Here is a 13963-nt window from a genome sequence, read left to right on the forward strand (position 1 = left end):
ACTTTGGAAGAGGATTCAATCTAGAACAGACCTAGCTGCTGCCCGCTAACTCTTTCAAAATCCAGTCCTATAAACGGCAAAATTGCTTCTGCAACCGGTTTGATTTGTTTGTCGATATAGTGCTGATAATCGATGCCACTTTTTAAATACTCTTTGGGCTCAGGACCACTCATAGTAATCAAATACTCAATACGTCCTTTGTTTTGGTATTGAAGAGGGCGACCAAGCTGAGCATTGATCTCGTCTGCTAATCTTGCTGCGCGAACCTGTGGTGGAATGTTCTTTTGGTATTCGTGTAATTTGCGGCGTAAGCGCTTTTGGTACACCAGTAAATCATCGTGTTTACCAGCAGAGGTTTCATCGACAAATTGTCTGATATAGTCCGTTGGGTCTTGATCGTTAAATACCATTTCATACAAAGTTTGTTGGAATTGCTGCGCGAGAGGTGTCCAATCGGTTCGCGCACTTTCAAGCCCTTTAAAGATGATCTTCTCTTGGTCGCCTTGATTGATCAAGCCTGCATAACGTTTCTTCGACCCTGTCTCAGAGCCTCTAATGGTCGGCATAAGAAACTTGCGATAGTGAGTCTCGTATTCTAATTCGAGTATAGAAGTCAGGTTGTAGGTTTCTTTTAAGTGATTCGTCCACCAATCGTTGATGTAAGCCGCTAATTCATGGCCAATCTCGTCGGCTTGCTGTTGGTCATAACTGCCATTCAGAGACACGAAGGTTGAATCGGTGTCACCGTAGATAACTTGATAGCCTTTGTCTTCAATCAGAACTTTGGTTTGTTTCATGATTTCATGACCACGCATGGTAATGGATGACGCCAGGCGAGTATCGAAGAAGCGACAACCTGAAGACCCCAACACTCCATAAAATGAATTCATGATGATCTTAATCGCTTGAGAAAATGCTTTTTCGTTGTTCTTCTTAGCCACATCACGTGCTGCCCATAGGTTCTCAATCATTTCTGGCAGAAAGTGTTTAGAACGGTGGAACTGACCACCTCTAAAACCTTCGACCGCTTGGTTTTCTCCTGGGCCTAGTTCCAGCTTTAACCCTTCAATCAGCCCCATAGGGTCAATCAAGAAAGAGCGGATGATTGATGGATACAGGCTTTTAAAGTCGAGAACTAAAACTGAGTCGTACAGGTTGGGAATCGAATCCATCACATAACCGCCGGGACTCGCAATCCAGTTCTCCGGCTCTAAGTTAGGCGCGACATACCCCGCTCTGTGTATCTGAGGCATGTACAAATTGGTAAATGCTGCCACTGAGCCACCAACACGATCCAGCTCTACACCGGTTAATCGAGAACGCTCAATCGCGAAGTCGAGTAGGTGAGTGTGTTCAAAGATGCGGTTTACGAGCACACAGTCTTGAAGGTTGTACTTGGCGAGTGAAGGTTTATCGAATTTAAACATCCGATAGATCTCATCCATGCGATCGTGAACGTTATGGATGTCTTTGCCTTCATCAAGTAGCTCTTGGGATACAGATTCAAGAGACCAAGAGCGAAAGTGATAGGTTGCCGTTTTTAGCATATCGATGCCATCTAGGACAACGCGCCCGGGAATGGTAATAAAGCCTTGCTGGTTTTGTGCAGAACTGCGAAAGAAGCTTGGTTGGTTGTCTCTACCAATAGTGAGTTTTACCTCATTCCATTCAGCTCGTTTGTGCAGAAGCCTAAAATCGAAGTCGATGACATTCCAACCAATGATGATGTCAGGATCAAACTCCGAGAACCAAGCTATCATCGCTTCAAGCAGCACTTTTTCGTTGACAACCCATTGGATGTTGGTGTCTGCTTCTTGTGGTTCGCCGACCATGATGACTCGGCTGTCCATCGGGCTGTCTAAGCCAATGGAATAAAGCACGCCTTTTTCTGAGCATTCAATATCAAGTGACACTACTGACAAGTTAGGTAAGTAATCGCCTGATCTACACTTTGCATTAGAAACTCTACGATGTTTGTTCTTTTGGATGGCAGCCCCAGTAAACTCGATACTTCCTTTGATAAAGCGTTCCATCAAATATCGGTCAGCCAATCGAACATCACTTTCAAAAGTCTGGATTTCGTCGTTGTGAAAGGCTTGCGCTAAACCGAAGCTACTTCTCGACAAAGAGGTATAACACGCGGCCAGAGGCGTTTGCTCAAAAGTGGCCAATTCTAGTAGTTTAAATTGGCAGTCAATAGCTTCTTTAGTCGCAATCGCCTGACATGCTTGCACGTCAGATTGAGCGACAAAGAACACAGGTTTTTCATTTTGAATCGTCAGCAAAGTAGGGCCTTGGGGAGTACTTAGCCATAAATCGATTTGAGTACGCCCTGAAAAGTCTCTTGCTTGTCTTGTGAGTACGAATCCTTGCTGAATATCCAATGTAGTAACCTATTGAAATGGGGAGTCGAATACTACCATTTAGCTATCCTTTACGCACAATAGACGGCAGAAATAGTCACTAAATTCTAGTTAATCGTTGTAAATAACGGGACTCTATAAGCAAATAACCGAAATTGTCGCGAATGGTGATTTAATGTTATTGAAAATATCTTTGTCTTGTGTAATTTTATTGGGTGTTGTCTTAACTAGTTGATTTTAACCAAAAGCTTATTGTTTTAGTTGGCTTATTTATAAATAAGTACTTGCTAAAGTTCGTGTTTCAGCACATATTCAACAGAGCTTTTTTTTACTAATTAAGTTAAGATGTACTTGATGCTGCGATCCACTGTTCCTTTGTTTAATTGTTTCAAACAGATGAAACGACACAGTGGTTGCAGAGCCAATTAATAGTGTGGAGATACAAGTTTGATAAATGTTTTCCTTGTAGATGATCACGAGCTGGTTCGCACAGGGATACGACGTATTATTGAAGACGTCCGTGGAATGAACGTAGCAGGGGAAGCTGAAAGCGGTGAAGATGCTGCAAAATGGTGTCGTACTAACAATACTGACGTTATTTTGATGGATATGAATATGCCTGGTATTGGTGGCTTAGAAGCAACCAAGAAGATCTTGCGTTTCAACCCTGATATTAAAATCATCGTTTTAACTGTTCATACGGAAAATCCGTTTCCAACTAAAGTGATGCAAGCTGGAGCTGCAGGTTACCTTACTAAAGGTGCAGGTCCGGATGAAATGGTAAATGCTATTCGAATGGTCAACAGTGGCCAACGATACATTTCACCAGAAATTGCGCAGCAGATGGCTTTGAGCCAATTCTCGCCTGCGTCTGAAAATCCATTCGCAGACTTATCTGAACGTGAACTTCAAATCATGATGATGATTACCAAAGGTCAGAAAGTGACGGATATTTCGGAACAACTCAATCTAAGTCCTAAAACAGTTAACAGCTACCGCTACCGTTTGTTCAGCAAACTGGATATCAGTGGTGATGTAGAGTTGACGCATTTAGCGATTAGACATGGAATGTTAGACACTGAGACCCTTTAACACTGAGATCGTATAGTGACCAACTTGTTTGACTCAGTCTCATTCCTTAAGACAGTAACAGAGCAGCCTGGCGTTTATCGAATGTATAACGCCGAGGCTGTCGTTATTTACGTCGGTAAAGCTAAGAACCTCAAAAAACGCCTTTCCAGCTATTTCCGTAAAAAAGTAGACAGTGAAAAAACACGTGCTCTAGTCAGTAATATCGACAAAATCGATGTCACTGTGACTCATACGGAAACAGAAGCTCTTATTCTTGAGCACAACTACATCAAGCAGTATTTACCGAAATACAACGTACTTCTGCGTGATGATAAGTCGTACCCTTATATTTTTATTAGTGGCCATAAGCATCCTCGTTTGTCGATGCATCGCGGTGCTAAGAAGAAAAAAGGTGAATACTTTGGTCCTTATCCTGATTCTGGCGCTGTGCGTGAGACGTTACACTTAATACAAAAAATTTTTCCTGCTCGCCAGTGTGAAGATACGGTTTATGCCAACAGAACGCGCCCGTGTTTGATGTATCAAATTGGCCGCTGTGCTGCGCCATGTGTCAGTTCAATTATCTCTGATGAAGAATACAGCGAGCTTATCGACTACGTTCGTCTATTCCTTCAGGGGAAAGACAAGCTCGTCCTTGAAACGCTTATCGACAAAATGGACAAGGCTAGCCAAGAGCTTCGCTTTGAGCAAGCGGCCGCTTTCCGCGACCAAATCCAAGCGATTAGACGGGTGCAAGAGCAACAGTACGTATCTGATGATTCAATGGAAGATATGGACGTGTTGGGCTTTGCTCAAGAGAATGGCGTGGCTTGTATTCATATCTTGATGATCCGTCAAGGTAAGGTATTAGGCAGTAGAAGCCATTTTCCTAAAATTCCCAACAATACGGTGCGAGAAGAAGTTTTTTCGAGCTTTTTAAGTCAATATTATCTCGCACATAACGAAGCGAGAACCATACCAACTCGCCTCATTCTCAACGCCGATTTGATGGAAGATGTCACACCGATTCAAGAAGCTTTGTGTGAAGTCGCGGGTCGGAAGATCCACTTCAATACCAATCCTTTAGGGACTCGAGGTCGTTACCTTAAATTGTCGAATACCAATGCTTTAACGGCAATTACCACCAAGATTAATCATAAGATGACCATCAACCAACGCTTCAAAGAGCTTCAAGAAGTGTTGTCGATGGATGCTATCAAGCGCATGGAATGTTTTGATATCAGTCATACTATGGGTGAAAGTACGATAGCTTCTTGTGTAGTGTTCAATCAGGAAGGCCCCGTTAAACCGGAATACCGCCGCTACAATATTACTGGTATTACTGGAGGCGATGACTACGCCGCGATGGCTCAGGCACTTGAAAAGCGCTATTCAAAGCAACTTGATGTCGACAAGATCCCAGATATCATCTTCATTGATGGTGGTAAGGGCCAACTGAATCGTGCTCATGAGATTATTTCTCAATATTGGGACGATTGGCCGTTTCGACCAAGAATGATGGGTATAGCGAAAGGGGTAACACGTAAACCTGGTTTGGAAACCTTAGTGACCCTTGAAGGTGAAGAGTTCAATTTACCAAGTGATGCGCCAGCACTACACCTTATCCAACATATTCGTGATGAAAGCCATAATCATGCGATTGCAGGGCATAGAGCGAAACGTGGTAAAACGCGAAGAACGAGTGCTTTGGAAGGAATTGAAGGTGTGGGGCCTAAACGTCGTCAAGCTTTGCTGAAATATATGGGTGGCTTACAAGAACTTAAGCGTGCAACTGTCGAAGAAATAGCCAAAGTACCGGGCATTAGTCATTCTTTGGCAGAAAACATTTATCAAGCATTGAAACAATAGTAAAAATCCCGCACCATTAAAGCGCAATTAATAAGAGCCCAATAATATGCGTTTGAATATACCTAACATTTTGTCCTTACTGAGACTATTTTTGATCCCAGTATTCGTTGTCGTTTTTTACCTACCTTATCAATGGGCTCCTTTTGCTGCAGCGATGGTTTTTTGGGTAGCGGGTTTTACAGATTGGCTAGATGGCATGCTAGCTCGTAAACTTGGACAAACTTCTCGTTTCGGCGCATTCATTGATCCTGTAGCCGACAAAGTACTGGTTGCTACGGCTCTTATCTTGATTACTGAGCATTTCCACTCGATTTGGATAACTATTCCAGCAGTGACTATGATAGCTCGTGAAATTATCATTTCGGCACTTCGTGAATGGATGGCTGAAATCGGTAAACGCGCAAGTGTTGCGGTATCTTGGGTTGGAAAAGTAAAAACCGTTTCTCAAATGTTCGCCCTTTGGGTGCTTATCTGGCGCTATGATGATTGGATGGTATGGGTGGGTTACATTGCACTTTATGTGGCAACTGTTCTTACTTACTGGTCAATGGCACAATACTTGATGGCTGCCAAAGACGATTTGTTGGATGAAAAACACCATTGATGAAGAAGCGAGCTGAGGCTCGCTTTTTTGATCTTTAACCTAAGTTTAAGTGATCAATAGTGGATATCTAATGTGATATAGATCTCCTTTGAAGAGCCTGTTCACAGCGTGCTTTGCACATAAAGTCAGCTATTTAGGCTGTTTCGTATGAAATCTATTCAAACGAATTAAAAATACAAAAATAATATTGACTCAATCGTCTGAATCCGTAGAATGCATCCCGTACCCAAGAGGATGGCAATAAGCGATTCGGTTGGAGTTACTAAGGCGCCTTGGCAGAGTGGCTATGCAGCGGATTGCAAATCCGTGGACCTCGGTTCGACTCCGGGAGGCGCCTCCATTCTCTCTTTCTTACTAGAAAGAACATGAATGAAAATGCGATACTAGCTCAGTTGGTAGAGCGCAACCTTGCCAAGGTTGAGGTCATCGGTTCGAACCCGATGTATCGCTCCAAAATTTGTAATGTTGATTGGCGTCAGCATTAAGATGGTGTTTTACTTTTCAGTAATCGGCATCGCAATAAAGAATTGCGTGCCCTGGTGGTGGAATTGGTAGACACAAGGGATTTAAAATCCCTCGGCGTTCGCGCTGTGCCGGTTCAAGTCCGGCCCGGGGCACCATCTATTAAAGTCTACGTCTTAACGGATGTAGCAAATGCGATACTAGCTCAGTTGGTAGAGCGCAACCTTGCCAAGGTTGAGGTCATCGGTTCGAACCCGATGTATCGCTCCAAATTAAAAAGCCCGAACAGAAATGTTCGGGCTTTTTGGTTTCTGGCGTTTAGCTTTACGTTTAAGAACTCTTGTTGTTCGAACTCAAAATTCATACCTATTTCTAACTCTACCTCAAAATTTCGCAATCAAGTTTGTTTAGACAAGTTAGTTTTAAAAAGCGAGATTCTCTATGAACTCGTTCCTCGCTCTAGGGAGTGATGCCCAGACCTCAAAGCCTCTCTAGCAGCTTTAAAGTCACCGTACTAGCATTTGTATATTCTCGTCATCCTCCTCGGGCATGAGGAACCAATGAATTGGGAATCTCTTTCTTAAACGATAGTGTTGACGATATTTACATCAATTCCTCAATCACCGTTGTTATTTATCAAGCTATTATTAAAAACTATTGATCGTTCATTTCACTTTATGTTACTTTCCCGCGCAATCTCGGAATGACCGATGTTCAAAAAGAGCAGCGATCGCTTCTGGGGGATACGCGTAATGACCATTCTTGCTGATTGGGACATTACGTAGGGTAGGTATTGGCTAGTCCTTTAGCTGATAGACGGGATACTTATGGCGCAATTCGTCATGTTAATGGGAAACCCAACATTGAACTCATTTAAAACTACATTGCTAATCAGCTCTGCATTTCCAAAGGGACCAGCTCCTCATAGCTGCCCGATCCTGCAAAAATGCCCAATTCTTCAAAACAGTAGTATTACTGAACCTTGAGCTCGCGCTAACCAATTTTTGCTGTCCTAAGACGGCCTAATTTCGTATTTGTCATTTGACTTATGCGAGCGTACAGCTATATCTCATTTCTAGACAATACGCGTGTTTCACTATGAATTCTCTCTAAATCAATAGAGGGACAGAGTGTAATTGCGTCTGATGGAGGTGAGTATGAACACATTCAAGGGGACTTTTATGACTACAGCCTTTGAAGTCGATATCAACAGTATCGCAAACTCATTTTCAACTATGGTTCCTATCTTAGAAGGAACGCACGATCTAACACCCGACGCTATTTTGCTTGAGCAAGAACAGCATGAATCGGATGTTCGCTCTTACCCAAGACGCTTGCCAATTGCAATTAAAAGAGCATGTGGCGTTTTAGTTGAAGATACTCGTGGCCAACTATTTCTCGATTGCTTAGCCGGTGCAGGTACACTTTCTTTGGGTTACAACCACCCTGAAATTAACCAAGCACTTAAAGACCAACTTGACTCAGGTTTGCCATACCAGACTCTTGATATCACGACTCAAGCGAAAGAGACGTTTATCAAGCGAGTTAAAGCTTTTCTTCCTCAAGACTTTTCAGATAACTCGGTTCTTCAATTCTGTGGTCCATCAGGCGCTGATGCTGTAGAAGCGGCTATCAAGCTAGCGAAGCAAACCACAAGTCGTAACACCATGTTTGCTTTCCGTGGTGCTTACCATGGCATGACAAACGGCACCATGGGCATGATGGGCAACCTCGGCACTAAAGAGCGTCGTAGCGGCTTGATGTCTGATGTGCACTTTATGCCTTTCCCATACAACCTGCGCTGTCCGTTTGGTATTGGTGGTGAAGCAGGTGCTAACGCGAGCATTCGTTACATCGAACGTATGTTGAATGATGATGAATCCGGCATCATGAAACCAGCTGCGATGATCGTTGAGCCTGTACAAGGTGAGGGCGGTGTGATCCCTGCTCCAGCATCTTGGTTACAAGGTCTACGTCGTATCTGTGATGAACACGGCATCTTACTGATCTTTGATGAAATTCAGTGTGGTGTGGGTAAAACGGGTCATCGCTTTGCGTTTGAAGAGTCAGGTATTAATCCTGATATCTTATGTTTGTCTAAAGCGATTGGCGGCGGACTGCCGATGTCGTTGCTTGTATTCGATAAGAGTATCGATACTTGGAAAGCTGGTGAACACACCGGCACATTCCGTGGAAATCAGTTAGCAATGGTGTCTGGCGCTAAGGCGTTGGAAATCATCGAGCGAGATGGTTTAGTTGAGCACGCAAACATCGCAGGCCAATACTTACGTCATGGGCTTGAGAAGATTCAATCGCGTGTGAACTGTATTGCTGAAGTTCGTGGTAAAGGCCTGATGCTTGGCGCTGAGATCAAGCAACCAAACGGCGAACTCAACAAATTTGGCGAGCCGCAATCAGACGGCCAATTAACCCTAGCTATTCAACGAGCAGCATTAGAGCGCGGCTTGATGGTTGAAAAGGGTGGTCGTGATGGTTCGGTAATTCGTTTCCTTCCACCTATGATTATCTCTTTTGAGCAGATCGACTTTGCATTGCGCGTCATGGAAGAAGCGATCATCGCAGCGGGTGGTGGTTTACGACAAGACCAAACACAAAGCGAAGAATCAAATCAGGAATGGAACAAGCATTTCATCCAGACGGGTTTAGGCGGTAGCGACGAATTTGCTAGCGTGATGAACCAAACTACTCAAGCGATGAAAGCCGTTTTTGAACAGGTTGAAAGCCCTTATTCGGGTTTAGATCCAAAAGTGCTAGAAGCCGCCATCAATGCTGTCGATCTCGATAACAACCAATACGCTTTGGTTGATGTTGTAGATAGCACTGCAGACCTTGTCGCTGCAAACTCTATCTTTGTGCAACACCCAGACTGTATTGCACACCTTCACACTCCACCTCTTATGGCTTCGGTAGCCGCTGAATCGATTATCGCGGCGTTGAATCAATCGATGGATTCATGGGACCAAGCATCGGCTGCGACTTATGTTGAGCAGCGCGTCGTGGATTGGATGTGTGACAAATACCAACTTGGTGCACAAGCTGACGGTGTTTTCACCAGCGGCGGTACGCAAAGTAACTTAATGGGCTTGTTGCTAGCAAGAGACTGGGTTGCCGATAAGCACGACGGTCACTCGATTCAAAAGTTGGGGTTACCTGAGTACGCGAGCAAACTGCGTATCCTATGTTCAAAGAAATCTCACTTCACGGTTCAAAAATCCGCATCATTAATGGGGTTAGGCGAAGCTGCAGTGTGCTGTGTCGATACCAATGCAAACGGCACCATCAAAGCTGACTTGCTAGATGCAGAAGTGAAAGCACTTAAAGCACAAGGTCTGATTCCTTTTGCTGTGGTTGGCACGGCGGGCACAACCGATCATGGTGCGATTGATGACCTGGAAGCGATAGCTGATATCGCTAACCAACAAGATCTTTGGTTCCATGTCGACAGTGCTTATGGTGGCGCGCTTATCTTAAGTAGTCATAAAGCTCGTCTAAAAGGCATCGAAAAAGCGGACTCTGTCAGCGTTGATTTCCACAAGTTGTTCTTCCAAACAATCAGCTGTGGTGCGGTGCTGCTCAAAGACAAAGCGAACTTTAAGTACTTACTGCATCACGCAGATTACTTGAATCGTGAGCACGATGAGCTGCCGAATCTGGTCGATAAATCCATTGCTACCACCAAGCGTTTCGATGCACTGAAAGTTTTCATGACGATGCAAAGCGTTGGGCCAAAGCAATTGGGCGATATGTACGACCATCTCTTAGAGCAGACGCTTCAAGTTGCCGATCTGATTCAGAAGCATGACGATTTTGAGTTACTTGCTGAGCCGTCACTGTCTACTGTGCTGTTCCGCTCGGTACCTAGCAATGAGCAATCGGCAAACGGCGTTCTTGATTTAGACAAACTGAATCAGACGTTAAGACTGGAGGCGCTGACTCGTGGCGTTGCCGTTCTTGGCGAAACGGTCGTCGATGGTAAAAGCGCGCTGAAATTTACTATCTTGAACCCGTGCTTAAAAACATCAGATTTCAAATCTCTAATTAACAAAATTCAGACTCTAGCCACTGAGCTAGCAGAACAACAAGGGTAATTAATACTATGGCTATTCTACAAATTGGTGCAGGCGGCGTTGGTTGGGTTGTTGCACATAAAGCAGCACAAAATAACGAAGTACTGGGTGATATCACAATCGCTTCGCGCACAATCGCGAAATGTGAAAAAATCATCGAATCGATTAAAGGTAAAAACAACCTTAAAGATTTAACTAAGAAACTAGAAGCACGTTCAGTAGACGCTGACGATGTTGATGCGCTTGTTGCTTTGATTAAAGAAGTTAAGCCTGATCTAGTTATCAACGCTGGTCCTCCTTGGGTAAACATGGCGATCATGGAAGCGTGTTACCAATCTAAAGTATCTTACCTAGATACATCGGTAGCGGTTGACCTATGTTCTGAAGGTCAACAAGTACCACAAGCTTACGATTGGCAGTGGGGCTACCGTGAGAAGTTCGCTGAAGCGGGCATCACAGGTATTCTTGGTGCTGGTTTTGATCCAGGTGTGGTATCAATCTTTGCAGCGTACGCGGTTAAGCACTTGTTCGATGAGATTGACTCAATTGACGTGATGGACGTGAATGCTGGCGATCACGGCAAGAAGTTTGCGACAAACTTTGACCCAGAAACCAACATGCTTGAGATCCAAGGCGATTCTTTCTACTGGGAAAATGAAGAGTGGAAACAAGTACCTTGTCACTCTCGTATGCTTGAATTTGAATTCCCGAACTGTGGTTCTCACAAAGTTTACTCAATGGCGCATGATGAAGTTCGTTCAATGAAAGAGTTCATCCCAGCTAAGCGTATCGAATTCTGGATGGGCTTTGGTGATGCATACTTGAACTACTTCAACTGCATGCGTGATATCGGTCTTCTTAGCCCAGATCCGCTAACACTGCACGATGGTACTGTGGTTCAGCCTCTGCATGTTCTTAAAGCACTACTACCAGACCCAACATCTTTGGCTCCGGGTTACACGGGCTTAACGTGTATCGGTACTTGGGTTCAAGGTAAGAAAGACGGTAAAGAGCGCAGCGTATTCATCTACAATAACGCAGACCACGAAGTGGCTTACGAAGACGTAGAGCACCAAGCGATCTCTTACACAACAGGTGTTCCAGCGATTACGGCTGCACTTCAGTTCTTCCGTGGCGAATGGGCTGATAAAGGTGTGTTCAACATGGAACAGCTAAACCCAGACCCGTTTCTAGCAACGATGCCTGAGATCGGTCTAGATTGGCACGTTCAAGAGCTAGAGCCGACGCAAGGTCTGCCTCTGATCCATACTTTGAAGTAATTTCTGGCTCTTTGCCCTCGTTGCGTTGTCCATCGTGCTCATTTACGTTCGTAAACTCCGCGCGATGTCCTAGCGACAAGGTCAAAGCTCTGCGAATTCCATTCAAAGTCATATGATTGACGAGAACGTATAATTACAAGCCGATGCTGTTGCGTCGGCTTTGTTCGATTATCATGTGCCTTCGTGAACTCGAGGGCCGCAAGGTATTAACATGCAAAACAACGAACTAAAAACCCCATACTTCATGATCAACGAAGACAAGTTGATTGCGAATTTAGAGATAGCTAAGCAGCTGAAAGAGATTTCAGGTGTGAAGTTGGTATTGGCACTGAAGTGTTTTTCGACATGGGGTGTGTTTGACATCATCAAACCTTACCTCGATGGCACGACAAGCTCTGGCCCATACGAAGTGAAACTTGGTCACGAAACCTTTGGTGGTGAGACGCATGCTTACAGTGTGGGTTACAGCGAAGATGACGTGAGAGAAGTTGCGGATATTTGCGACAAGATGATTTTCAACTCACAAAGCCAATTCGAAGCTTACCGCCATATTGTTGAAGGTAAAGCGTCGCTGGGTTTACGTCTAAATCCGGGCGTAAGTTACGCAGGACAAGACTTAGCAAATCCGGCGCGTCAATTCTCTCGTTTAGGTGTTCAGGCTGATCACATTAAGCCTGAGATCTTCGACGAGATTAATGGCGCGATGTTCCACATGAACTGCGAGAACAAAGACGTCGATGCATTTATCGGCCTGCTTGATTCAATCTCAGAGCAGTTTGGCGATCACCTAGATAAGTTGGATTGGGTGAGCATGGGCGGAGGTGTGTTCTTCACATGGCCGGGTTATGACATCGAGAAGTTGGGCCTTGCACTAAAAGCCTTTTCTGAAAAGCACGGCGTGCAGATGTACCTTGAACCGGGTGAAGCGATCATTACTAAAACGACGGATCTGGTCGTGACAGTAGTTGATATCGTAGAGAACGTGAAGAAAACGGCAATTGTCGACTCGGCAACCGAAGCGCATCGCCTTGATACGCTTATCTACAATGAACCGGCATCGGTATTGGAAGCTTCAGAAAATGGTAGCCATGACTATGTAATTGGTTCGTGTTCATGTCTTGCGGGCGATCAGTTCTGTGAAGCAAGCTTTGATGAGCCACTTAAGATTGGTCAAAAGCTGCACCTGCTAGACAGCGCGGGTTACACCATGGTGAAACTGAACTGGTTCAATGGCCTAAAAATGCCGTCAATCTACTGCGAGCGTAGCGGTGGCGAAGTTCAAAAGTTGAATGAGTTTGGCTATGAAGACTTTAAACGTTCATTGTCACAATGGTCGGTTAAGTAACCAAACATTGCATTAGAACGATAAAAAGAGCGGCCGATGAGCTGCTCTTTTTTGTTTTTAGATAAATGTTACCAGTGAAAAGATAGAAGTTAAGCGCTATCTGTTAGCTCTCAATCATCACTCGAGTATCTTCACTGAGTGTTTCGAGTTCATTCACTACGTCATCAATCAAAACTTCTATTGGTAGCTTAACGGCGATCTTGGAAGTGAACAAACTTGAGCTAACACCACCGCCGCCAGCGATGAAGACTCGGTGGCAATCCATATCGAGAATGCTGATCCCTTGTCTATCCAATACATGTGTTACTTCGTTGACGATACCTGCTCGGTCGTTCGAGTCGAGTCGTAGGTGATGTATTGTATCTTGTGCGTTATGAGTATGGTCTGAATCAACAAACTGCACGATCAACTCAGTATTGGCGCTGAAAGCTTCTTTGACAATTGATTCGTTGATGGCTGGAAGTTGAACCTTGAGTACGCCTGCGACTTGGTCTTCAATAAAGTTCACTTTACTGATGAGCCATTTCCCGTCGTTTTCGTGAGTAACCGCAGCAAGTTGTTTGATTGTTGCTGGTGATGCCTTTCCAATAAAGTTTACGATAAATGTACTGTTCATATCAGCCCCCAAAGTCTCAATTAATCGTTACTAATTAAATGTTTGATATCATGCGATAAAGTTCTTTAATTTCAGTGTAGAAGTTTACATCGAACAATGTTTGACCTACGTCAATTTTTGAAACTAAGCTGTGATACAAAAAAAGAGAATGAAGAGTAGGGCACAAAAAAAGCGGCTAGAGAGCTAACACTGATCATTTAAGCATTTTCCTGATCAGTTGAACGATCCTGCAGATGGTTGACAATACCCTTAAGCACTTCTGTTT

General features: G+C 44.2%; 8 protein-coding genes and 4 tRNA genes. 10 read left to right on the top strand and 2 right to left on the bottom strand.

Features of this window, described 5'->3' with window-relative positions; genetic code table 11:
* Positions 1–20: 20 nt before the first annotated feature.
* Complete coding sequence (locus OCW38_RS05790) at positions 21–2384, bottom strand: DNA polymerase II (RefSeq protein WP_102397338.1); 2364 nt, start codon at positions 2382–2384, stop codon at positions 21–23.
* A gap of 426 nt (positions 2385–2810) precedes the next feature.
* On the opposite strand from OCW38_RS05790, the gene uvrY reads away from it, so the two are divergent.
* The 10 genes from uvrY (at position 2811) to nspC (ending at position 13082) form a co-directional block, all read left to right on the top strand.
* Positions 2811–3455 carry a UvrY/SirA/GacA family response regulator transcription factor gene (gene uvrY / locus OCW38_RS05795; RefSeq protein WP_010438064.1) on the top strand — a complete coding sequence of 215 codons (645 nt, stop codon included), beginning with the start codon at positions 2811–2813 and terminating at the stop codon, positions 3453–3455.
* A 15-nt stretch (positions 3456–3470) separates the two neighbouring features.
* The gene (gene uvrC / locus OCW38_RS05800; protein WP_010438066.1) at positions 3471–5303 is read left to right on the top strand and encodes an excinuclease ABC subunit UvrC; all 1833 of its coding nucleotides are present in this window, start codon (positions 3471–3473) and stop codon (positions 5301–5303) included.
* 46 nt (positions 5304–5349) lie between these two features.
* Entirely contained in the window at positions 5350–5907 is a 558-nt protein-coding gene (gene pgsA, locus OCW38_RS05805; protein ID WP_010438068.1) for a CDP-diacylglycerol--glycerol-3-phosphate 3-phosphatidyltransferase, read from the top strand.
* Positions 5908–6173: 266 nt separating this feature from the next.
* Positions 6174–6247, top strand: a tRNA-Cys gene (locus OCW38_RS05810).
* 37 nt (positions 6248–6284) lie between these two features.
* Positions 6285–6360 (top strand) — tRNA-Gly (locus tag OCW38_RS05815).
* Between the two features lie 80 nt (positions 6361–6440).
* A tRNA-Leu gene (locus OCW38_RS05820) sits at positions 6441–6527 on the top strand.
* A gap of 36 nt (positions 6528–6563) precedes the next feature.
* Positions 6564–6639, top strand: a tRNA-Gly gene (locus tag OCW38_RS05825).
* Positions 6640–7526: 887 nt separating this feature from the next.
* Positions 7527–10478, top strand: a complete 2952-nt coding sequence (locus tag OCW38_RS05830) for a pyridoxal phosphate-dependent class III aminotransferase (protein ID WP_261895390.1) — start codon at positions 7527–7529, stop codon at positions 10476–10478.
* Between the two features lie 8 nt (positions 10479–10486).
* The gene (locus OCW38_RS05835; RefSeq protein WP_016769299.1) at positions 10487–11737 is read left to right on the top strand and encodes a carboxynorspermidine synthase; all 1251 of its coding nucleotides are present in this window, start codon (positions 10487–10489) and stop codon (positions 11735–11737) included.
* Positions 11738–11948: 211 nt separating this feature from the next.
* Positions 11949–13082 carry a carboxynorspermidine decarboxylase gene (gene nspC, locus OCW38_RS05840; protein ID WP_010438084.1) on the top strand — a complete coding sequence of 378 codons (1134 nt, stop codon included), beginning with the start codon at positions 11949–11951 and terminating at the stop codon, positions 13080–13082.
* 103 nt (positions 13083–13185) lie between these two features.
* Here nspC and OCW38_RS05845 read toward each other — a convergent pair whose 3' ends face one another.
* On the bottom strand, positions 13186–13698 hold the full coding sequence (locus OCW38_RS05845; RefSeq protein ID WP_016769298.1) for a glycine cleavage system protein R: 513 nt from the start codon (positions 13696–13698) through the stop codon (positions 13186–13188).
* Positions 13699–13963 lie beyond the last annotated feature (265 nt).

The sequence above is a fragment of the Vibrio cyclitrophicus genome (assembly GCF_024347435.1).
GTDB lineage: Bacteria > Pseudomonadota > Gammaproteobacteria > Enterobacterales > Vibrionaceae > Vibrio > Vibrio cyclitrophicus.

What these genes read in the sequence shown, in the direction of transcription:
- OCW38_RS05835 (WP_016769299.1), top strand. Translation starts at nt 10,487, where the DNA reads ATGGCTATTCTACAAATTGGTGCAGGCGGCGTTGGTTGGGTTGTTGCA.
- pgsA (WP_010438068.1), top strand. Translation starts at nt 5,350, where the DNA reads ATGCGTTTGAATATACCTAACATTTTGTCCTTACTGAGACTATTTTTG.
- nspC (WP_010438084.1), top strand. Translation starts at nt 11,949, where the DNA reads ATGCAAAACAACGAACTAAAAACCCCATACTTCATGATCAACGAAGAC.
- OCW38_RS05830 (WP_261895390.1), top strand. Translation starts at nt 7,527, where the DNA reads ATGAACACATTCAAGGGGACTTTTATGACTACAGCCTTTGAAGTCGAT.
- OCW38_RS05845 (WP_016769298.1), bottom strand. Translation starts at nt 13,698, where the DNA reads ATGAACAGTACATTTATCGTAAACTTTATTGGAAAGGCATCACCAGCA.